17 protein-coding genes are annotated in these 20,266 nt (G+C 74.0%); 9 read left to right on the top strand and 8 right to left on the bottom strand.

Annotated features, from left to right (window positions below):
* The first annotated feature begins 922 nt into the window (after nucleotides 1-922).
* Both ACI79D_RS03045 and ACI79D_RS03040 read left to right on the top strand, forming a co-directional pair.
* Nucleotides 923-1,171, top strand: a complete 249-nt coding sequence (locus ACI79D_RS03045; RefSeq protein ID WP_456916826.1) for a hypothetical protein — start codon at nucleotides 923-925, stop codon at nucleotides 1,169-1,171.
* 420 nt (nucleotides 1,172-1,591) lie between these two features.
* Entirely contained in the window at nucleotides 1,592-2,884 is a 1,293-nt protein-coding gene (locus ACI79D_RS03040; RefSeq protein WP_456916825.1) for an FAD-dependent monooxygenase, read from the top strand.
* An 88-nt stretch (nucleotides 2,885-2,972) separates the two neighbouring features.
* Here ACI79D_RS03040 and ACI79D_RS03035 read toward each other — a convergent pair whose 3' ends face one another.
* On the bottom strand, nucleotides 2,973-3,581 hold the full coding sequence (locus ACI79D_RS03035) for an FHA domain-containing protein (protein ID WP_456916824.1): 609 nt from the start codon (nucleotides 3,579-3,581) through the stop codon (nucleotides 2,973-2,975).
* 446 nt (nucleotides 3,582-4,027) lie between these two features.
* On the opposite strand from ACI79D_RS03035, the gene ACI79D_RS03030 reads away from it, so the two are divergent.
* The gene (locus tag ACI79D_RS03030; protein ID WP_456916823.1) at nucleotides 4,028-4,186 is read left to right on the top strand and encodes a hypothetical protein; all 159 of its coding nucleotides are present in this window, start codon (nucleotides 4,028-4,030) and stop codon (nucleotides 4,184-4,186) included.
* 135 nt (nucleotides 4,187-4,321) lie between these two features.
* On the opposite strand, the gene ACI79D_RS03025 is transcribed toward ACI79D_RS03030, so the two are convergent.
* The 3 genes from ACI79D_RS03025 to ACI79D_RS03015 all read right to left on the bottom strand — a co-directional run bounded on the left by ACI79D_RS03025 (nucleotide 4,322) and on the right by ACI79D_RS03015 (nucleotide 8,310).
* Nucleotides 4,322-5,887, bottom strand: coding sequence for a serine/threonine-protein kinase (locus ACI79D_RS03025; RefSeq protein WP_456916822.1), 1,566 nt, complete (start codon nucleotides 5,885-5,887; stop codon nucleotides 4,322-4,324).
* On the bottom strand, nucleotides 5,884-6,294 hold the full coding sequence (locus tag ACI79D_RS03020) for a hypothetical protein (protein WP_456916821.1): 411 nt from the start codon (nucleotides 6,292-6,294) through the stop codon (nucleotides 5,884-5,886). The genes ACI79D_RS03025 and ACI79D_RS03020 overlap by 4 nt, the downstream gene beginning before the upstream one ends.
* 969 nt (nucleotides 6,295-7,263) lie before the next feature.
* Nucleotides 7,264-8,310: a class I SAM-dependent methyltransferase gene (locus tag ACI79D_RS03015; protein WP_456916820.1), complete on the bottom strand. Its 1,047-nt coding sequence runs from the start codon at nucleotides 8,308-8,310 to the stop codon at nucleotides 7,264-7,266.
* A gap of 159 nt (nucleotides 8,311-8,469) precedes the next feature.
* Between ACI79D_RS03015 and ACI79D_RS03010 the strand changes: the two genes are divergently transcribed.
* Complete coding sequence (locus ACI79D_RS03010; RefSeq protein WP_456916819.1) at nucleotides 8,470-11,304, top strand: BTAD domain-containing putative transcriptional regulator; 2,835 nt, start codon at nucleotides 8,470-8,472, stop codon at nucleotides 11,302-11,304.
* Here the strand turns inward: ACI79D_RS03010 and ACI79D_RS03005 are convergent.
* Complete coding sequence (locus tag ACI79D_RS03005) at nucleotides 11,291-12,142, bottom strand: PIG-L deacetylase family protein (protein WP_456916818.1); 852 nt, start codon at nucleotides 12,140-12,142, stop codon at nucleotides 11,291-11,293. The genes ACI79D_RS03010 and ACI79D_RS03005 overlap by 14 nt on opposite strands.
* A 185-nt stretch (nucleotides 12,143-12,327) precedes the next feature.
* Between ACI79D_RS03005 and ACI79D_RS03000 the strand changes: the two genes are divergently transcribed.
* A complete protein-coding gene (locus ACI79D_RS03000) occupies nucleotides 12,328-13,650 on the top strand; it encodes an MFS transporter (protein WP_456916817.1) in 1,323 nt (440 codons plus the stop codon).
* Here ACI79D_RS03000 and ACI79D_RS02995 read toward each other — a convergent pair.
* Nucleotides 13,556-15,889 (bottom strand): glycoside hydrolase family 65 protein, encoded by a 2,334-nt coding sequence (locus ACI79D_RS02995; protein WP_456916816.1) that lies wholly within the window; start codon nucleotides 15,887-15,889, stop codon nucleotides 13,556-13,558. The genes ACI79D_RS03000 and ACI79D_RS02995 overlap by 95 nt on opposite strands.
* A 133-nt stretch (nucleotides 15,890-16,022) precedes the next feature.
* On the opposite strand from ACI79D_RS02995, the gene ACI79D_RS02990 reads away from it, so the two are divergent.
* The gene (locus tag ACI79D_RS02990) at nucleotides 16,023-16,943 is read left to right on the top strand and encodes a hypothetical protein (protein WP_456916815.1); all 921 of its coding nucleotides are present in this window, start codon (nucleotides 16,023-16,025) and stop codon (nucleotides 16,941-16,943) included.
* A gap of 94 nt (nucleotides 16,944-17,037) precedes the next feature.
* Here the strand turns inward: ACI79D_RS02990 and ACI79D_RS02985 are convergent, their stop codons facing one another.
* A complete protein-coding gene (locus tag ACI79D_RS02985; RefSeq protein ID WP_456916814.1) occupies nucleotides 17,038-17,454 on the bottom strand; it encodes a TfoX/Sxy family protein in 417 nt (138 codons plus the stop codon).
* Between the two features lie 117 nt (nucleotides 17,455-17,571).
* Here ACI79D_RS02985 and ACI79D_RS02980 point away from each other — a divergent pair, with 117 nt between their 5' ends.
* The 3 genes from ACI79D_RS02980 (at nucleotide 17,572) to ACI79D_RS02970 (ending at nucleotide 19,393) form a co-directional block, all read left to right on the top strand.
* A complete protein-coding gene (locus ACI79D_RS02980) occupies nucleotides 17,572-18,021 on the top strand; it encodes a PGPGW domain-containing protein (RefSeq protein WP_456916813.1) in 450 nt (149 codons plus the stop codon).
* A gap of 67 nt (nucleotides 18,022-18,088) precedes the next feature.
* Nucleotides 18,089-18,442 carry a VOC family protein gene (locus ACI79D_RS02975; RefSeq protein WP_456916812.1) on the top strand — a complete coding sequence of 118 codons (354 nt, stop codon included), beginning with the start codon at nucleotides 18,089-18,091 and terminating at the stop codon, nucleotides 18,440-18,442.
* Nucleotides 18,443-18,568: 126 nt separating this feature from the next.
* On the top strand, nucleotides 18,569-19,393 hold the full coding sequence (locus ACI79D_RS02970) for an MOSC domain-containing protein (protein WP_456916811.1): 825 nt from the start codon (nucleotides 18,569-18,571) through the stop codon (nucleotides 19,391-19,393).
* Nucleotides 19,394-19,471: 78 nt separating this feature from the next.
* On the opposite strand, the gene ACI79D_RS02965 is transcribed toward ACI79D_RS02970, so the two are convergent.
* Nucleotides 19,472-20,239 carry an alpha/beta fold hydrolase gene (locus tag ACI79D_RS02965; protein WP_456916810.1) on the bottom strand — a complete coding sequence of 256 codons (768 nt, stop codon included), beginning with the start codon at nucleotides 20,237-20,239 and terminating at the stop codon, nucleotides 19,472-19,474.
* Nucleotides 20,240-20,266 lie beyond the last annotated feature (27 nt).

The following is a 20,266-nucleotide window of genomic DNA, read 5'->3' as shown; positions in this document are numbered from 1 at the left end:
AGCTCCACCACACCCGCGGGGCCGCCGCGTTCCTGCGCCGGCTGCTGCGGCCGAGCCGGCCCCGCTGGCCCGTCCAGCTGCGTGGCGCGCCGGCGACCACGGTGGCCGTGGTCGAGGACGTGGCGCACGACCACGGCGTGGACTGGTACGTCGGCGCCATGGCCGAGCTGGACGCCGTGGTGAGGGAGCCGACCGGTCCCCCGAGCGGGCTGTTCGAGAGCGGGTATTCCTCTGTCAGGGGACGACAAGCTCCCTGGCACGCCACTTCCACGCTCCTGACGCGCCGGCTTTCTGGCACTCCGGGGACGCCGTCCCTCGGTGCCGGACGGACTCGGGCCGCCTACCGCGACCTCGGGGCGGAAGACGCGCGTGCACGTCAGGTCACCGACGACGTGGAGGCGCCCCTGCCCCGGGGACTGCACCCGCTTCGTGCTCCACCAGTGGGCCGATGAGCTCGCCCCCGGCCGCGGCTGCTCGTCACTGCCACCGCGCCGCACACGGTGGAGATCCCGGCTGCCCGGCCCTCAACACCCGTTCCTCGCGGCACCGTGGCCTTCAAGGGCCTCTCACGCCATACACCGGAGCAACTCCTGCACCCATGTCCGCGCGGGGCGAAAGCTGGGGCCTCCCCTTTGCCGGACGGACAGGAGAGGGAGCCCGACCGAGGCGTCGCCAATTGTGTACCGGGCCACTGATCCCTCGTCCGCCTCACCCGCGGGTAAGGAAATGCTGACCCCTGGGTGAGCAGAAGCGGGCCGGTCGGGACATGGTGGGGGCCTGCCTAACAGAGCACGATCGTCATCAGTCAAGACCTGGTCCTGAACACACAACAGGAAATGCACAGCAGGTCTTGGCCGGCACAGCTCATCCACCACCATCGGCAGACCATTTCGGCCATGCCACGGACGATCAGGAGAATGTCATGGGCCTTTCCAAGCGACGTATCGCTCTGGCCACCGTCGCCAGCGCCCTGGGTCTCGGTGGCGTGCTGCTGCCGGGCGGGGGCGCGATGGCGGCCACCGCGCCCGCGGACAGCGTCACCGCAGCCAGCCACGGCACCACCGCGTCGGCGGCGCTGGCGTCTCCCGGTACCACCGGGTCGGCGTCCTCCCTGCAGCCGTCCGACAGCTGCGGGTGGTGGGACTACGGGTACACCTACGACTGCTGGTGACTGACCCTCTCGGACAGGAACGGGACAGCGGCGCAGCGCTGGGCGGACGGGAGTGCGGTCCAGTTCCCACGCCGCCCAGCCGAAGGCATTGACCTACCCGTCCGCAGGACACCTGCATCGAACAGGCGGTCGGGAGGGGGCTCCGAAGCGGCCCCCTCCCGACCTGGCCCACGACCCGCGGTCGCTGCGAGCGGAGACTGGACCGGCCGTTGACCCGTGGCCTCGGGACCGCCCGCAGACATCCGGTGACCCACCTGGCTCGGCTGCGTGCCTGCCACGAGGCCCTCGGGCGCCCCCGCCGCGCAGCTGTCCCGCCGCAGGTCAGAGCGGCGCAGCGCGGCTGCGCCCGGACCTCGTTCTGTCGGTGCCCCGCAGGGCATGCGCGACCGAAACGCACACGCTCGTCCCCGGAGGACGTCGATGAAGATCACCTGCGTCGGTGGTGGTCCCGCCGGCTTGTACTTCGCCATCGCAGCCAAGCTGCGAGACCCCGGCCGCGAGATCACCGTCGTCGAACGGGATCCACGGGGTGCGACCTACGGCTGGGGTGTCGGCTACTGGGACGACATGTTGGACCTGCTCCACCTCACCGACCCGGTGAGCGCCCGGGCGGTGCGTCAGGCCTCGACACTGTGGAAGGACCAGCAGATCCGGATCGGCAGCACGGCGGTCTACCTCAGCCGCTATGGCTTCGCCGCCCAGCGCCCGGCGCTCCTGGAGGTGCTCGCCGAACGGGCGGCGGACCTGGGCGTGCAGGTGGAATACGACCATCCGATCGAGGACCTGTCCGAACTCCCCGACGCCGATCTGATCGTGGCAGCCGACGGCGCGGGCAGCAGCATCCGGCAGCTGCTCGAGGACCGCTTCGGCACGCACGTGCGCACCGGCGCGAACCCCTACATCTGGCTGGGGACGGACAAGGTCTTCGACAGCTTCGTCTTCGCCTTCGAGGAGACCCCCGCCGGCTGGATCTGGCTCTACGCCTATCCATCGAGCGACATCGTGAGCACCTGCGTCGTCGAGTGCTCGGAGGCGACCTGGCATGGCCTCGGCCTGGACCGGTGCGACGAGGGCGACGGCCTCCGGCTGCTGGAGAAGATCTTCGCCGGGCCGCTCGAGGGCCACTCGCTGATCAGCCGCGCGCGCGGGGACTCGGCCCGCTGGCTGCGGTTCAAGGAAATCAGCAACCGGACGTGGTGGCACCAGAACGTGGTGCTCATCGGCGATGCCGCCCACACCACGCACTACACCCTGGGATCGGGCACCAGGCTGGCGGTCATCGACGCCGCGGAGCTGGTCCGCAGCCTCGACGACTTCTCGGGAGACCTCACCGCGGCACTGAAGGACTTCGACGACCGGGCCCGGCCGAATCTGCAGCGGATCCAGGCCATGGCGCGCAGGAGCATGGACTGGTACGAGCACGCCGACGAACACCTCAACGGCTCCGATCCGATCGAGGCGGCCTCCGCCATGGTCGGCCGCTGCTCGTCCCGGCCTCCGCGGGACCACCCCCGGCTCCTGCAGTCGCCGGTACTGCGGCGCCTGCACGCCGGCACCACCACGGTGCACCGCTGGCACCGGGCGGCCCGGCGGGGAGAGATCTCGGGCCTGCCGGCGTGGCATCCGGGGCATCCGCCGGCCGAACGCGCCGCAGCCTCCCCGGGGACACCGGCCGGGCCTCGCACCAGGACCCTCCTGGCGGACGCCGGATAGCCCTGGCCGACGCCTTGTTGCCGAAAGGCGGTCGCCTGCCCGCTGCACCGACACCACCCCCACCGCGACGCTCCGCGTGCACGCCCTGTCAACGTGCGGCCGACTGCCGCCTGAGGTTGGCCGGATTGACGGCGCCCCGCTGGATGGCCTCCTTCGCCAGGGCGACCCGCCGCTCGTCCTGCGCGAAGATCCCGAACTTGTCATAGAGGTTCAGCAGGTGCTGCTTGACCGCAGCATCCGTGATCACCAACTCCGAGGCGATCCGCCGAGTGGACGCCGGCTGGGGGAACGCCTCGCCGCAGAACAGCGGTCGGCACAGTGCGTCGAGCACATCACGCTCACGCCGAGTGAGTTCCGGGGCGGGTTCGGGGGCCGCGGTCACGCTCAGCGCATCCCCGGTGAACTGCTCGCCTCGGAAGACCATGCGTGAGTGCCCGACGCGCACCTCGTCCGCCGAATGCAGGGCGTGCTCGGTGTGGATCTGCTCGCCGTTGACGAAGGTGCCGTTCCGGCTGCCCAGATCCCGTACCGACCAGCCTGCCCCGTAGTCCTCGAGGATCGCGTGCAGCCGGGACACCGTCCGGTCGTGGGTGAGGACGACCGTGTTCGAGTCGGCCTTGCCGATGGTGACCCGCGGGCCGGTCAACGCAACCAGTTCGGGGCCGCAAGGTCTCCAGATCTCCAGATAGGCCGGCATCACGCTGCATCCCCCCTCGGGTGACCTGGCCGACGGATGGGAGCGCCCTGCCCGCGTCCACGGTGGTGCCGTCGGGCCTGCCGGTCAAGGGTCGATGAGTCGGCCGGGTCCCCACACCGGGTCCCAGGAGTGCGGCGGACGGCCTGGGTGACCGTCACGGTCCCCGGCGGTCGGCGCCGCACACAGCCGCCGTCGGAGGTCGGCCACGCGCGGCGTTCTCTCTGCCTGAGCCAGGTCTCGCGATGCCCCTTCAACGGCGACGCGGCGTCTTACGGAAGGGAAAGCAAACTCTCACCTCGGGGAGAAGCAACTCTCCCTTCGACATGTATACGAATGAATGGACGGGAAGAGGAGTTTGGTGGACGTCCCTGAGGAACTCGGGCGGAAGGCAAGAAGTCGTCCGGCCCCTCGAGATCCTCTTCATCACCAATTGCAGGAGCGGTGCCATGACCGAGCCTTGCTACCGCCACTCCCGGCGAGCCTGGATCGCGAACTGCGAGATCTGCACCGCCTGGCACCTGTCCCGGCAGATGGCCCGCCGTGCCGGCACCCGCGTCGTGGACACCGCTCCTGACACGCGACCGCGGCACCTGCAGGCCGCCTGACCCACCAGGGGATCCTGACCACGATGCCTCGTCGGCGTCCGGACCGCCCGGCGGTTCCCGCGGTCGGGCTCGTGACCGACGCCGGTACGAACGGGGATGCAGGGCCGGCTGCGCGGCCGTGACCGAGTGACGAGGCTAGGCGACCTCATAGAGACTCAGCCCGTGGACCACCACGGTCCCACCCGCCTGGCGGCTGTAGACGTCGAGCCCGGGGTAGGTGGGGGCCGGCGGCACCTGGTGGTCCTCGACGTCCACGGCCGCCTCCCCGTCGACCCACAGGCCGAGCCGGTTCTCGAGGACGACGACCGTGAGGCTCACCGTCCGGCCGGTGTCGAGCCCCGGCACATCCACCCGCGGGGCCAGGGGCACGTGGTGCTCGCCGTTCCACACGTCCAGTTGCGCGAACTCGGCCTTGGTGTCCATGCACATCTCGTACGCCAGGCGCCCCTGCACCGCCCACCGCAGGCCCCAGCAGAACAGCGCGTCGGACCCGGGCGTGACCGACAGGTCGATGTCCCCGACGAACGTGGTGACGCCCTCGGCCAGGTTCAGGTCCGTACCGACGGCGGTCCGAGGTGCCAGCGCGGCCAGCTCCAGCCGATCCGGCAGGTGCCGGACCACCCCGGCCGCGGGATCGGTGCCGCGTCCCACCAGGTCGACGAAGCTCGCCCCGTCCTCGTCGAGAGCGGCTCGGTAGACCAGCTGCCCACGGGCCACGTCCGCGGGAGCGGAGGTCCGTTCGGGCTCCCGGGTCGCCTCCGGAGGGTCGGTCCCCCACGCGGCCGCGACGCCACCCGCGATGGCGACCACGGCCACCGCCGCGGCGACGAGGACCTGGATGCGCCGGCGAGTGGCACGACCTCGACCGTCCCCCTTCTCCAGTGCGTCGGTGAGTGCCTCCACGAACGCGCCGGCGGAAGGATGGCGCTGTGTCGGGGCCTTGGCGAGTCCCCGCTCGAAGACGGCCTCCACGGACAGTGGCAACGAGGGGTTCCGGTCCCTGGCGCGCGGGATCTCGCCGTGCCCGTGCGCCAGGAACAGCGCCATGGAGGTGTCCTGGGTGTACGGCGGGGTGCCGGTGAGCACCTCGAAGGCCAGGCAGGCGAAGGCGTAGAGGTCGGCGCGGTGACCGACCGGTTGGCCGGTGGCCTGCTCCGGGGCCATGTACCTCGGGGTGCCCAGGTACTGGCTGCTGGCGGTGACGGACGTGTCGTCCAGCGCCTTGGCGAGCCCGAAGTCGGCGAGGACCGGGCGATCCTGCTCGTCGACGAGGATGTTGGACGGCTTGAGGTCCCGGTGGATGACACCGCGACTGTGGGCGTAGTCCAGCGCCTCCGCCAGGGGCGCCAGCAGCGCGAGCGCTCGCTGGGGCGGGTACGGCCCCTGGGCCAGGTGCTCCTTCAAGGTCGCGCCCGTGACCAGACGCATGGCGAGGTACAGGTGTCCGTCGCACTCCCCCGCGTCGTAGACCGTGGCGATACCGGGGTGCTCGAGACTCCGCAGCACCCGTGCCTCCCGGACGAACCGAGCCACGAACGCGTCCTGCAGCGCCAGGGCCGGTCGGAGCAGCTTCAGGGCCACTGGGCGACCGAGGCGGTGATGGGTGGCGCGGTAGACCTCTCCCATCCCGCCTCGGCCGATGAGCGCGTCCACCACGTAGGGCCCCACCTCGGTTCCGGGCGGGACCGAGGCGCCCGTCATCCCGAGGGGCCCGGATCTGGTCGGCACCTCTCGGGGAACGAGGAACTCGCCTCCTCGATCTTCGTGCCTGCGACCGGGTCTACCTCACCGAACACCAACCAGGGGCAGCCGACCGTCAACTCCCTCCCGTGCCTCGACAGTCGCCTTCGCAGGAGACGCTCAACTCGAACGCGCGTCACGTCCGCGCTGTCGGCGTCCTGGCGGCACGAGGCTCGTCCCACCGCCTCGAGGACGGCGTACGCGCCGGAGGCCGCCCGGTCGTGGACGAGCGCGACATCGGTTCTCGGTTCGAGGTCCCCGACCGATCGGGCGCTCGAAACGGCGCGCTCGGCGCCATTCACCTGAATCGACTCCACATCGCGACGAGCCGCTCGCAGCAAGTCCCCGAGGGCCGCCTCTGCTCCCATCAGCCACCACCCTGCGAACCCGGGTCGCCGAGCCCCGCCTGCGGGACAGCGCGAAACGGTGGGTGGTCCACGGTAGAACGGCTGTCCCTGGTCCGGGAAGGCCGCACGACTCCCGCGCTGACCGGCGCCGGCGGACAACGGCGCTCGAACAGGAAGTCACCCGACTGGATCCCAACCGACAGGAGCGTGACGCCGGGAAGAGCGTTCGCCCGTCTCGAGCGGAGCCTCGACGACCGCGACACCACGGTCACACACGGGACCAGTCGCTCCCCGGTCCTGGGTGACGTCGCTGGCTACGAGGCGACGCTCGCCTCGGCCTCCTCGACCGGCGACACCTCATCGGTCAGTCGGCGTTGCCTGAAGCATCGGTCAGTCGGCGTTGCCTGAGGCCCTTGACCGGACACGCATCCCGGCCGCAGCCGTGTGCGTGTGTGGCAAGTCGCCCCTCGGACACCGACTTCAACCCCCGCGGCTTCGCCGGCCCCTCGGTCCACGCGCTGCCCCACACCCGTGGTCGCGTCCACCGCATCACGAGACGGGCTCGCACCACCGTCTCCGACCACCCCGACCGGGGCGACCATGGCGACCATGGCGACCGGGGCGACCATGGCGGACGTCGGCGACCTCCTGAGTGAGGACCTCGCCTGGTCCTGCTCCACTCCCTGCGGTTCCCTCGGGAGGACGCGAGAGCGCGATCCCGGTGCCGCACAGTCGCGAGGGGATCGTCGACCAGGCCAGGAGTTGTCCCGCGACGTCGCAGCGGACGTCGTGCCGGACCTGGTCTCGTTCGAGTGCCTGGACCCCGACGGCTGGCGGGTGGAGGTCTACTGGGAACGGCCCCGACCCGTCCGGCAGCGAGGCGGCTCCCCGGCACCCGTGACCGAGGCCCCGCGGTCGTCGACCGCGGGGCCTCGGTCCTGTGCCTGCGTGTCCGCCAGCGGCGGCCCGAGGCGTAACCCTCCTGGACGGCTACGGCTTGATCTCGTAGACGAGGTTGAAGGGGGTCTGCGCGGCCCGGCGGAGGTGGGTGAAGCCCGCCTCGGCCACGACCTCCCGGACCGCGGCCTCACCGGCCTGCGCTCCCAGCGCGTGCCCACCCGACTGCGAGAGCCCGTTCGGCACGCAGAGGAACGTCGAGCCGGCGTAGTACAGCCGGCCCACCGGGTTGAGGTTGTCCTCGACCCGGTCGGAGGCGAAGGGCTCGACGAGCAGCCACGTGCCGTCGGGCGCGAGCGCCTCGTGGATCCGCCGGGCGGCCCCCACCGGGTCGCCCATGTCGTGCAGGGCGTCGAACATCGTCACCAGGTCGTAGTCCGTGCCGCCGAAGGTCTGCGCGGTGGCCACCTCGAAGGTGACCCGGTCGCCGACCCCGGCCTCGGCAGCGTTCTTGCGCGCCAGCTCGATCGACTGGGCGTGGTAGTCCGAGCCGACGATGCTGCTACGCGGAAAGGCCTGGGCCATCAGCACCGACGTCGAGCCCAGCCCACAGCCCAGGTCGGCGACCCGCGCCCCGGCGGTCAGCTTCGCCTCCACCCCCTCCAGCGCCGGGATCCACTCCGGCACCAGGGCGGCGACATAGCCGGGGCGGAAGAACGCGTCGACCCCCACGAAGACGTCGTCGTCGTGTCGATGCCAGCCGAAGCCCTCACCGGTGCGGAAGGCCTCGGTGATCTGCCGCTCGGCCCGCAGGTACCCGAGCACGGTGAGGAACGCGGCCGGGAGGTTCGGCCCGTTCGGATCGGCCAGGCAGAACGCCTGCTCCTCCGTGAGCGAGAACTCCCCCGTCGCAGCGTCGTAGCTCACGTAGCCCCCGGCGGCCTGACCGCGCAACCACTCGGTGAGGTACCTGCGGGCGTACCCGGTGCGCTCGGCGAACTGCTCGTCGGTCGCCGGGCCCTCGGCCAGGGCGCGGTACAAGCCGAGCCGGTGGCCGATCACCACCAGTCCGGCCGCGCCGGTCGCCCCGGCATCCGTGACGAACTGCCCCAGGAACGCCTCCACCTTGCTCTGGTCCATCTCTGCTCTCCTCCGCTGTCCTCCCGGCTCCTGCCGGTCCCGACGGACTGTCGACGGGGGCGCTGTCACGGCGCTGGCACGCCCGAGCAGCGCGCTGGCAGGGCAGCGGGGCTTCCCGTCCCGGCACGGACGCGAGCACGCTGGCCGCGGGAGGTGGCGATGGCGGTCGGACAGGCGCCGGTGCGGGTGGAGGTGCTCGGCCCCCTGCGGCTGCTCGTCGACGGCGCGGCGGTCGACGTCCGGGGCCCCAAGCGTCGGGCGGTGCTCGCCCTCCTGGCGCTGGCCGAGGGGCGGACCGTGCCGGTGGACTCGCTGGTCGGCGCGCTGTGGCCGGCGGAGGTGCCGGAGTCGGGCCGCCAGGCCCTGCACAGCCACGTGTCCCGGCTGCGCGGACACCTCGGCCCGGCCGCGGATCGGCTGGAGACCGTCCCGGACGGCTACCGCCTCCTGCTCGGGGACGGCGGTCTGGACGTGGCGCGGGCGCGGACGCTGCTGGCGGCGGCGCGGACCCGCCTGCCGCAGGACCCGGCCGGTGCTCTCGGGCTGCTGCGCGAGGCCCGGTCGCTCTGGCGGGGGCCGGTGCTGGCCGACCTCGCCGACGTCGCGCCGATCGCGACCGCGGCCGAGGGGTGCGTCCGCCTGCACCGCGAGGTGACCGACGCGTTGATCGGCGCCGCGGTCGCCGCGGGAGAGGCGGACCAGGTCCTCGGCCTGGCCGCGGCGTCCCTGGCTGACGACCCGCTGCGCGAGCCCGCGGTCCTGCAGCTGATGGGCGCGCTGGCGGCCACCGGGCAGGCACCCGAGGCGCTGCGCAGGGCGCGCGAGTACCGGCACCGGCTGGCCGAGGAGACCGGCCTCGACCCGTCCGCCGAGCTGGGCCGGCTCGAACGGGACATCGCCGGGGGCGTCGCCGGCCCGGCCCCTCGTCCCGGGCGCGGCCCCAGGGGAACCGCACGGCCCACCACCCGGTTGATCGGCCGGGAAGCGGAGGTCGCGGCGCTGCACGGGCAGCTGGAGCGCGAGCGTCTGGTCACGCTCGCCGGACCCGGGGGGATCGGCAAGACCCGGGTCGCCCTGGAGGTCGCGCAGCGCGCCGAGACGGCAGCGGTGCTGCTGCTGGCCCCGGTCACCGACCCCACCGCGGTCCCGCACGCGCTCGCGGCAGCCCTCGGCCTGGAGGCGGTCCAGGGCGACGTCCTCGCGGCCTGCCTCGCCGTCCTGGGCGACCGCCCGGGCCTGCTGGTGGTCGACAACTGCGAGCACCTGCTCGACGCGGCCCGCGAACTGGTGGACGCCGTCCTCTCCGCCTGCCCGCGGCTGACCGTCCTCGCCACGAGCCGCGAACCGCTCGGCGTGGCCGCCGAGTGCGTCGTCCGGCTGCCTCCCCTGCCGCTGCCGGCCGGCGAGCGGGACCTCGCCCGGGTCCCCTCCGTGGCGGTCTTCCTCGACCGGGCCGGTCGGGTCCGGCCCGGGTGCGCGCCTACCGCCGGGGAGCTGCGCACGATCGCCGACATCGTGCACCGGCTCGACGGGATGCCGCTGGCCATCGAGCTCGCCGCCGGGCGGCTGTCGACCTTCTCCCTGGCCGACCTGCGCAGCCGGTTGGCCCGCTCGCTGGACCTGCTGGGCGGCGGCCGGCCCAGCGGGGACGCCCGGCACCGGACGCTGCGGGCGACGGTCGAGTGGTCCTACCGGCTGCTCGCCGACGACGAGCAACGCCTCTTCCGGCACCTGTCGGTCTTCGTCGACGGCGTCGACCTGGAGGACGCCGAGCGGCTCGCCGCCGACCTGGGCCTGGCCGGCGACCCCGGGAGCGTCCTCGCCCGCCTGGTCGACGCCTCGATGGTCGAGGCCGACCTCGGACACGGCACCCGGTACCGCATGCTGGAGACTCTGCGGGCCTACGGGCTCGACCGGCTGGCCGCGGCCGGCGAGCTGGCGGCTGCCACCGAGCGCATGCTGCGCTGGGCGGTGGAGGTGACCGCGGAGATCGCCGCCGTCCTGACCACCGAGCGGGAGCCGGAGGCGGACGCGAAGCTCCGCCGGGAGCGCGCCAACCTCCGGGTCGCCTGGCGGTCGGCCCGGAGCCGGGGAGCCCTCGACGAGGCCGCCGCGATGGTCACGGCGCTCTACGACGCGATGACCTACCGCGACCTCGTCGAGATCCGCACCTGGGCCGAGGAGCTGGCCGGCGACCCCGCCCTGGCCGGCCACCCGCACGAGGCGCGGGTGCTCGGCACCGCCGCCGAGGCCGCCTACCACCGCGGCGACCTGGACCGGTCCGAGCAGCTCGCCCGCGCCGGGCTCGCACACGCGACCGACACGGCCGGGACCTGGGTGTGCCTGTCGCCGCTGTCGGTGGTCGCGCTGGCCCGCGGCGCGTACGCCGAGTGCGTGGAGCACTCCCTGGCCGCAGCCGCGGTGGCTCCCGGGGCCCGCGAGAACCTCGGGATCGCCGCGCTGGCACTGGCCTACTCGGGCGACCCGGACCGGGCGCGGGCGCTCGACGAGCGAGGATCCGCCGGCGCGGTCTCACCCTCGATGCGCGCCTGGCACGCCTACGTCACGGGGGAGATCGAGACCGCCGTCGGCCGCCGGGACCTCGCCGAGCCGCACTACGTCCGGGCCGTCGAGCTGGCCCGGACGGCGGGGGCGACGTTCCTCGTCGGCGTCGCGTCGGTGGGGCTGCTCGCGGCGCGCGCCGACGCCGGCCGGGTGCGTGAGGCGTTCCTCGGCTACCGGGAGGTGGTGGACTACTTCGCGCGGACCGGCAACTGGACCCACCAGTGGACGACGCTGCGCAACCTCGCCGACCTCCTGCGGCGACTCGGCGACGAGCAGACCGCCGACGTGCTCGACGCCGCCGCCGACCGGGCCCCGGACGCCCCCGCCCGGGGTTCCCCGCCGAGGCCGTCCCCCGAGGAGGTCCCCGGCCGGGCCGCCGTCCTCGACCTGGCCCGGCGGGCCATCGAGCGCCACCTCAACCGCGCATGACCGCCGCGGCCGGCCGCTCGACCACGGGCGCCGACCGCCCACCCGCCACGAAGGACTCGTCCGCGACCCACGCGGTGTACCGGTCGATGCCCATGGCGGCGATGAGCCCGGCGGTCTGGGTCGTCTGGGCGCTCAACGCACGGACCTTCCGCGCGAGCACGTCCGGGGGCAGCTCCAGCTCGACCGCCAGGCACTCGCGAGGCGTGGTGACCGGGTAGCCGGGGAGGTACACGCCGAGGCTGTCGTCCAGGTCCTTCCACCGGGGCACCCGCCAGTCGGGGACCGCGGAGTACAGCAGCCGGGCCCCCTCCGGGGCCGCCCGCTCGAAGGCCGCGGTGGTCCAGGCCGACACCGTTCGGTGGTCGGGGTGACCGGTGATGCCGTCCGGGCCGAACGTCAGGACCGTGTCCGGGCGGACGGCGTCGATGACGTCGCACAGCCGCCCGACGGCCTCCGGCAGGGGCACGGCCGCGCACTCCCCGTCCCGGTAGCCGAGCCAGTGGTGCTCGGGAACTCCGAGGACCGCCAGGCAGCGCGCCAGCTCGGCGGTGCGCTCGGCGGCCAGCCGGTCCGGCGGCCACGTCTCCGGGTCGGGGGTACCGAGCTCTCCGCGGGTCGCGGTCACGCACACCACGCGCTGCCCGAACCCGGCGGCGAGGGCCATCAACCCCCCGGAGAGATAGGCCTCGTCGTCCGGGTGGGCCCACACCCCGAGCACCGTCCCCAGCATGGAGACGTCGGCGGGCCGACGGATCGCGGGAGAGGTGGCCGGCCGGGGTTCGACGGACGGGCCGTCGGCGGCTCGGGGACGCCGGTTGCGCAGGGTCGGGTCGGACATCGTCGTCTCCTGTTCAGCGGGAGGGATCGGAGACTGCCAACCGGCCCTGCCACCGCGCTGTCACGGCACGGGCACGGGGGCCGACGGTCGAGCAGGAGCCTGACAGCGCGGTGGGACAGCCGGGGTCCACGCTCGGGCTCGACCGCATCCACGGGCCGCGTCCCGGGCCTGGAGAGGGACTCCCGATGACCGCCGTCCGCTCGCCGGCAGACACCGATCCGGCGCACCCGGCGACCTCGCCCGACCACGCCCCTCCCGGCGCCGGCGCGGCGCCGTGGCTGGTCGCCGTGGCCGCCACCACCGCCCTGGCCGTCGTGCTCGGCGTCTTCGGCACGGTCGGCGTGCTCATCGACCCGCTGGCCGACGAGTTCGGTGCGCCACGCGCCCACCTGGTCCTGCTCTTCCCCCTGGCGCTGCTCGTGCACGCGGTCACCGCACCGGTGGCCGGTGCCGCGGTGGACCGCTGGGGACCACGGCCCCTGCTGGCCGTGGCCGGGCTGGGCACGGCGATCGGGCTCCTGGCGCCGGCCATCGCCTCGGAGCTGGAGGTAGCCGTCGTCGGCTACGAGCTCGGGCTGGGTCTGGCCGCGGCTGCCACCTGGGTCGCCACCACGGTCAGCGTCAGCGCGGCGTTCGACCGACGCCGATCCGCCGCGCTCGGGCTCCTCCTGGCGGGACCTGCAGCGGGTGGCACCCTGCTCGCTCCGGCGCTGACCGCGCTGATCCAGGCCCAGGGACCGCGGGTGACGTGCGCGGTCCTCGCCGCCCTCGGGGCAGGGGTCTGCGCGGTCGCGACCGTGCTCCTGCCCGACCGCCCGCCGGGGCGGGGGGCACGTACCGCCTCGGCCTCCGACCGCACGTCGCGATCCGCCGCGCCGGGCCTGCGCCGCTTCTACGCAGCGGCCCTGGTGATGAGCCTGGTGGTCTTCCTCCCCGTGGTGCACGTCGTCGGCAGCGCCGTGGACCTCGGGCTCTCCGCCGGCCGGGGTGCCGCCGTGCTGGCCGTCATCAGCATAACCAGCGCGCTGGCACGACTGGGCGGTGGCTGGTTGGCCACACCGCGGCGTCTGCCCGCGCTGTACCGCGGCAGCCACCTCCTGATGGCCGCCGGGTTGGCCGTCTGGGCCGTCACCGATGGGGTGGGGACCTTCCCGATGCTGCTCGGCTTCGCCGTGCTGTTCGGCGCGGGCTACGGCGCCTGGCTGTCCCTCGGACCGGCGGTGCTGGCCGCCACGTGCCCTCCGCAGCAGCTCGGCCGCGCGCTGGGGCGCCTGGCCGCGGCCACGGGCGTCGGAGGGGTGGTCGGACCGCTGCTGAGCGCTCCCCTCCTGCCCGGGGCGCGCCTGCCCGTGCTGGCAGGTGCCGCGGTCCTCGCACTCGGCGCCGCGTCGTTGCTGACGGACGGGAGGCCCCTCACGTGCGCGGCTCACGCCCGACCGGCTGCCTCGGCTCGTCCAGCAACGGGGTGGGCGCGCGCAGCGGCACGCAGACGGGTGCGGCGGCCGTGACCGACAGCCGTTCGCCGTCCACGACGACGGTCACCGGCTCCTCGCCGCGGAGCATCGTGACCGTGGTGCCCTCCTGGGTCGTCTCGACGCGCAGCAGCCTCCCGCGCCAGGTGACCCGGTAGGCGGTGCGCGAGAGCGAGGCCGGCAGCAGCGGCGCCAGCTCGAGGTCCTCGTGGTCCTCACGCAGTCCGCCCAGACCGGCGACGAACGCCAGCCAGCTGCCGGCCACGGAGGCCATGTGCAGCCCGTCGGCGGTCCCGCCGGTGACGTTGCGCAGGTCCACGAGGGCGGCCTCGCGCAGGTAGCGCAGGGCGAGGTCGGGGTGCTGCGCCTGGGCGCACACGACCGCCTGGACGGCGGCCGAGAGCGAGGAGTCCCGGACGGTGCGGGCCTCGTAGTACTCGAGGTCGCGGGCCACCTCCTCGGCGGTGAACTCGTCCCGGCACCACCACAGCGCCTGCACGAGGTCGGCCTGCTTGAGCACCTGCCGCCGGTAGAACGTGGCGTAGTGCTGGTGCTCCTGGACCGGGTAGGCGTCGCGCTGGTCCTCGAACGGCCACTCCCGGTAGGTGGTGAAGTTCGCGTTCGACGGGTGCACTCGCAGGCCCTCGTCCCACGGCACGTGCACGGCGTCCGCCGCGGCCCGCCAGGCGGAGGTCTCGGTGGAGTCCACCCCGAGCTCCGCGGCGCGCTCCTGGTGTCGCCGGCACGCGTCGGCGGCGCGCCGGAGGTTGGCCCGGGCCATGAGGTTGGTGAAGACGTTGTCGTCGACCACCCCGGTGTACTCGTCCGGCCCGGTCATGCCGAACAGGTGCCAGCCGCCGGCCGCGTCCTCGTGGCCGATCGACATCCACAACCGGGCCGTCTCGACGAGCACCGCCAGACCTCCCACGGAGGCGAGGTCCCGGCCCGTGACGTTCTGGTAGAGCCAGAAGGCGCGGGAGATGTCGGCGTTGACATGCATCGCCGCCGTGCTGGCGGGCCAGTACGCGGAGACCTCGGGCCCGCTGATGGTGCGCCACGCGAAGGCGGCCCCCGTCAGTCCCAGCGTCGCGGCGCGCTCCCGGGCGTGGTCGAGCGTGCCGGAGCGCCACCGCAGGAGACGGGCCGCCGCGTCCGGGCGCAGCAGCGTCAGGGCGGGCAGGACGAACCCCTCGACGTCCCAGAAGGTGTGGCCGCTGTAGCCCATGCCGGTCAGGCCCTTGGCGCCGATGGGGGCCTGCGAGATGCAGGCGGCGGAGCAGAACAGCTGGAAGACGGCGTAGCGTAGCGCCTGCTGGAGCTCGGGATCGCCGTCGACCTCCACGTCCGCCGTCGTCCACAGCTCGTCGAGCGCGGCACGCTGAGCCGCGAGCAGACCGTCCCACCCCAGGTCGAGGGCGGAGCTCACGGCGGCCGAGGCCTCCGCGAGCACGGAGTCGGACCCGGCGTCGTAGGACCAGCTGTACCCGAGGGCCTTGACGATCGTGAGGCTCTGCCCGGGGAGCAGGTCGGCCGCGGCCGTGACGACGACGTGCTGCTCGTCGACCTGCGTCGTGACCCGCCCGCCGTCGACCTCGTGGCCGACCGCGGTGGCGATCGTGATGCCCGACCGGCGCGTCCGTTCCACCAGGGCGCCACCGTGCTCGGAGCGGATCTGGGCGCGCGGCTCGAAGGCGTCGTCCAGGCACTCCGCGACGCGCGGGTCGTCGTTCTCCACGCCCGTGGGGGTGACCTCCCCCGCGGCGAGCTCGGACCGCACGACGACGTGTGCGGGCCCGTCCACCGCGCGGACCTCGTACCGCACCGCGCACACCGACCGCTCGACGAGGGAGACGAGCCGCTGCGAGGACACCTCCATCGTCGTGCCCGACAGCGCGGTCCAGCGCACGCGGCGGTCGAGCGTGCCGGCGCGCAGGTCGAGTGTGCGGTCGTGGACCTGCGGCCGGACCTCGCGGACGTCGAGCGGCAGGCCGTCGACCAGCAGGCGCAGCGGCGTGCCGTCGGCGACGGTGAGCAGCGCCTGCCCCTCCTGGGGGTGCCCGTAGCCACCCTCGGGATAGGACAGCGGATGGGTCTCGTGCACCCCGGACAGGTAGGTGCCGCGCATGCCGGAGGGCTCGACCTCGTCGAGCGTCCCCCGGATCCCGAGGTAGCCGTTGCAGAGGCTGAAGAGGGACTCGGTGACGGCGAGCGTCCCGGGATCCACGCGCGGCTCGCGGACCAGCCATGGAGCGGTGTCCAGTCTCGGGGCGGTCACCGAGGCCCTCCCTTCGTTGGAGATGGGTCAGGCCGCCCGCGGCGTCCCGCTCCCCCGTCCTACCGGTCGGGACGCCGCGGCGCGATCCGTGAGGGGTGTCGGGACGCCGGCGGGCCCGTGCCAGGGTCGGGACGTGAGCTCCGGACACGTGGCCGCCCGCCGGGCGCAGGCGGTCGCGGCCGCGGTCGCCGCCGGGCGCGAGTCAGGCCTCGACGTCATCGAGCCGCGGGTCCTCTACGACGTCTTCTCCGTCGTCGTGCACCTCGCACCGGCACCAGTGGTCGTGCGGGTGCCCACCGTGCTGCCCCGCACCGTCCGCGCCGACCCTGCCGGTCAGGTGACGCAGATGGCCACCGAGCTCGCCGTCGCCGGTTGGCTGGCCGCGCGGGGCTTCCCGGTGGTGCGCCCGGCAGCGGCCCGGCCGTGGGTGCACGAGGGGCAGGCGATGACCGCGTGGCAGTTCGTGGAGGTGGTCGCCGAGCCGGTGCCCGCGGAGCAGCAGGGGTCCGCGACTGCGCGGCTGCACGCGGAGCTGGCCGACTGCCCGTTGCGGCTGGCCTGGTGGTTCCCGCTGGACGCGTCCGTCGCCGACGGGATCGACCAGCTCGACGCCTTCCTGCCGCAGGAGGACGTCGAGCGGGCTCGCGCCGAGTGGGCGTTGCTCCGCCCCCTGGCCGAGGACCGGGCCGCGTTCTCGGCCGCCTTCCCGGCTGCGCACCTCCAGCCGGTGCACGGGGACGCGCCGTTCTACAACCTCCTGCCCACGGCCGGCGGACCGGTGGCCGCCGACCTCGAGCACGTGCACCTCGGGCTGCGCGAGTGGGACCTCACCGGGGCGCCCCCGGCCGTGCGCACGGGGTACGTCGCCGAGGCCGAGCGGCTGGGGCTGCCGCCGCTGGACGAGGCGCTCACCGCCGTGGCCGAGCGGGGCCGTGACCTGCAACTGCTCGCCGTCCTGCCGCTGGACGTCGAGCTGCCCGGCCTGCTCGACGGCCTGGCCCCGCTGGTGGAGGCCTGGCGGGCCAGGCCACCGCTGCGTGACCTGCTGCCCTGAGCGCCGGCCTCCGCGCCGGTGGGTACGGTCCCCGGCCGCACCGGCGCAGCGGGGAACGTCCGACCGGCTGCCGGTCGCGGAACCGACGGAGGGCTCAGCGGCCGGGTGATCCGAGGAAGCGGATCACCGGCTGCAGCCAGTTGCTGAGCCCCTGATCGGTCTCCACTGCGCTCGCCCCCACCCGGATCCACCCCTCACCCATGGAGCGTCCTGCTCCCATCTCGGCACGGGAGGCATGGGGACGCTCGAGCAGTGTGGCGTCCTCTGCCGGGTCGACCCGGACGAGCAGGCTGCCGTCGCGGTGCACGGCAACCGCCATCGCGTCGTCCGCCATGACCGCGGTGACACCGAACATGCGCACCTCGCGCAGTCGCTCGTGTGGGAGGGCGTGCGTGACCCGGTCGAGCAACCGGCGCGCTGGGTCCGGGGACGCCTCGGCCCGCAGACGAGCGACTGCCCCGGCGGCTGCGGGCGGCTGGTCGAGCGGTGGGCCCACGGCGTCGGGCGGCATGGGGCCAACCTCTCAGCGGACCCGTGTCCCGGCAAGCAGGTGCGGTGCCGGCCGGGTGCGTGTGCACCGAGGCAGGTGTGTCGCATGCCGACCGGGCCGGTCGGGCATCACCCGGGGGTGAAGACCGCTGTGGTCGCCGTCCTCGGCGGCGTGCTGACCCTCGCCGGCATCGCTCTGCTCGTCCTCCCCGGTCCGGGCTTCGTGCTGGTCGCCGCCGGCCTGGCCGTGCTGGCCACCCGGTTCTCCTGGGCGCAGAAGCCGTTGGACTACGCCAAGGACAAGGCGCAGCAGGGTGTCGAGGAGGTCGCGAAGAGCCCGTGGCGGGCGGCCGGGGCGGTGCTGGCCGCGCTGGTGCTCGTCGCGCTGGGCGTGCTCGCCCTCATCGGGGTGGACCTGCCGTTCATGAACGCGTTCACCGCCGTCGTGCTCATCCTCTCCGGGCTCTTCCTGATCGGGACGGTGCTCTTCGCGCGGCGCCAGGAGAAGCTGGCACGGGCCCGGGCGCACCGCCCGGCCGGCGAGCGCGGCACGGCCGGCGCCTACCGGGCCGCCTCCCACGGCGACTGAGCACCGCGGCACCTGGGGTTCCCATTCGTCCAAGCCGTCCGGTCCAGGTGGCTGCGATCGTGTCCCCGTGGTCGATCGAGTCGTTGCCTACGCGGACGGAGACGACCCTGTTGCGTCCCGGGACTTCTACGTCGAGGTCCTGGGCTTCAGGGTCGCGATGGAGGATCCCGTCCTCGGCCTGTCCTCGCCGACGAACCCCTCCGCTCAGGTCCTCATCCCCCCGCGGGGCATGGAGGACCCTCCACCACGCTTCGGGGTCGACGTCGGCGACCCGGAGGCGGTGGACGCCGCGCACGCCGAGGCGGTGCGCCGCGGACTGCGCGTCGTGTACCCACTCCGCACCGAGCCGTGGGGCGTGCGTCGCTTCTTCGTGGAGGACCCCAGCGGCACGGTGGTCAACGTGCTCGCCCACCTGCGCTGACCCGATCCGGTCCGCCGCCGGCCGCGTGTCCCCGCCGGTTCGGCCACGGCAGCTCCCGGTGGCCCGCGTGGCGCGCGCCGCTGCTCCCTACGCTCGCCCCAGCCACGCCTGACCGGATGGAGACCCATGCCCGTCGTCTCGCGCTTCTCGACGACCCCCGTCAAGGGCAGCGCCCTCCACCACCCGACCGGACTGACGCTCACCCGGAACGGCGTCGAGGACAACCGGCGGTTCTACCTCGTCGATGCCCGGCACCGGCTGGTCAACGGCAAACAGCACGGGCCACTGGTGCGGCTCACCGCGCAGTACGACCGGCAGCGGGGACACCTGTCCCTGCAGGTCCCCGGCCGCGAGCCGGTACGGGGGACGACGACCGATCTCGGCGATCCGGTCGTCACCGACTTTTACGGCCGCGACGTGGCCGGTCACCTGGTGACCGGCCCCTGGTCGGCGGCCCTCACCGAGTTCGTCGGCGAGCCGGTCCACCTGGTCGCCGCCGACACCCCCGGCGACGCGGTCGACGTGCACCCGGTGACGCTGGTCTCCTCGGCCACCATCGAGCACCTGCGCAGCGTCACGCCCGGGGGCGAGCGGTTGGACCACCGGCGCTTCCGGATGCTCGTCGAGGTGGACGGGTGCGCGGTGCACGAGGAGGACACCTGGGTGGGCCGGCGGGTCCGGCTGGGCGGGGCGACGGTCCGGGTGGTCGGCCCGGTTCCCCGCTGCGTGGTCACCAACGAGAACCCCGACAGCGGAGCGGTCGACTTCAGCACCCTCAAGGCCATCGCGCGCTACCGCGGCGAGCTGGCCACGGACCTCACCACTCCGGTCGCGCACCTCCCGGACAACGGCGCGGTGGTCTTCGGCGTGTACGCCACCGTGGAGGAACCGGGGCCGGTCGCCGTCGGCGACCGCGTCGAACCGGTCGCAGCCGAGGCGACCGTCTCCTGACCGTCACTCGCCCCGCGCCCCTGCGAGCGGCGCGGACGGAGTGCAGGGCGCTCCTCCCCCGAAGCTCCGCTCGTCGCGTCACGGAGGGGCCCCTGGGGATCGAGCGGCCGTCGCGCGGGCGGCCTGGTCGATCAGCCGCGCGACGACGTCGGGACGGGACACGGTCACGGCGTGGGAGGCGTCCACCTCGACGGCGTGCGACGACGCCCGCTCGGCCATGAACCGCTGGGCCAGGGCCGGGACGGCCAGGTCCCGGAGCGTCACGAGGGTCCAGGACGGGATGGTCTTCCAGGCCGCCGTCGTCGCCTCGTCCGCCAGCGCGTCGCCGGTGATCGGCCGCTGTGTGACGGCCATCAGCTCGGCGACGTCCGTCGGCACGTCCGCGGCGAAGACCGCCGGGAACTGCTCCTGGTCGATGTAGAGGTCGTCGACGGTCTGCCCGCCGGGACCGCGGACGGGCACCGGGCGCAGCGCCGGCGCGAGCTCGTTGCCGGGGTACCTCCCGGCCAGCTCGGCGGTGCTCTCCCCTGCCTCGAGCAGGAAGCTGGCCACGTACACCAGCGCCGCCACGCGCGGGTGCCCGTCGGCCGCCTCGCTCATCACGCTGCCGCCGTAGGAGTGGCCGGCGACGACGATCGGCCCGTCCACGCCGTCCAGGACGTTCCGCAGGAGATCGGCGTCGCCGTGCAGAGCGCGCAGCGGGTTGGCCACCCCGATCACCGGATAGCCGTCCCGCCGGAGCCGGGCGATCACGCCGTTCCAGCTCGACGAGTCGGCGAAGGCCCCGTGCACGAGCACCACCGTGGGCTTCGCGTCGGTGCGGGCCCCGAGCGTGCTGCTGGTCATCGGCTCTCCCTCTCGGTCAGCGGGCGA

The organism is Geodermatophilus sp. SYSU D00708 (assembly GCF_054050115.1).
This window is presented reverse-complemented; position numbering and strand designations above follow the sequence as displayed.

What these genes read in the sequence shown, in the direction of transcription:
- ACI79D_RS02965 (WP_456916810.1), bottom strand. Translation starts at nt 20,239, where the DNA reads ATGACCAGCAGCACGCTCGGGGCCCGCACCGACGCGAAGCCCACGGTG.
- ACI79D_RS03035 (WP_456916824.1), bottom strand. Translation starts at nt 3,581, where the DNA reads ATGCCGGCCTATCTGGAGATCTGGAGACCTTGCGGCCCCGAACTGGTT.
- ACI79D_RS03000 (WP_456916817.1), top strand. Translation starts at nt 12,328, where the DNA reads ATGACCGCCGTCCGCTCGCCGGCAGACACCGATCCGGCGCACCCGGCG.
- ACI79D_RS03020 (WP_456916821.1), bottom strand. Translation starts at nt 6,294, where the DNA reads ATGGGAGCAGAGGCGGCCCTCGGGGACTTGCTGCGAGCGGCTCGTCGC.
- ACI79D_RS03015 (WP_456916820.1), bottom strand. Translation starts at nt 8,310, where the DNA reads ATGGACCAGAGCAAGGTGGAGGCGTTCCTGGGGCAGTTCGTCACGGAT.
- ACI79D_RS03045 (WP_456916826.1), top strand. Translation starts at nt 923, where the DNA reads ATGGGCCTTTCCAAGCGACGTATCGCTCTGGCCACCGTCGCCAGCGCC.
- ACI79D_RS03030 (WP_456916823.1), top strand. Translation starts at nt 4,028, where the DNA reads ATGACCGAGCCTTGCTACCGCCACTCCCGGCGAGCCTGGATCGCGAAC.
- ACI79D_RS03005 (WP_456916818.1), bottom strand. Translation starts at nt 12,142, where the DNA reads ATGTCCGACCCGACCCTGCGCAACCGGCGTCCCCGAGCCGCCGACGGC.
- ACI79D_RS03025 (WP_456916822.1), bottom strand. Translation starts at nt 5,887, where the DNA reads ATGACGGGCGCCTCGGTCCCGCCCGGAACCGAGGTGGGGCCCTACGTG.
- ACI79D_RS03040 (WP_456916825.1), top strand. Translation starts at nt 1,592, where the DNA reads ATGAAGATCACCTGCGTCGGTGGTGGTCCCGCCGGCTTGTACTTCGCC.
- ACI79D_RS02970 (WP_456916811.1), top strand. Translation starts at nt 18,569, where the DNA reads ATGCCCGTCGTCTCGCGCTTCTCGACGACCCCCGTCAAGGGCAGCGCC.
- ACI79D_RS03010 (WP_456916819.1), top strand. Translation starts at nt 8,470, where the DNA reads ATGGCGGTCGGACAGGCGCCGGTGCGGGTGGAGGTGCTCGGCCCCCTG.
- ACI79D_RS02985 (WP_456916814.1), bottom strand. Translation starts at nt 17,454, where the DNA reads ATGCCGCCCGACGCCGTGGGCCCACCGCTCGACCAGCCGCCCGCAGCC.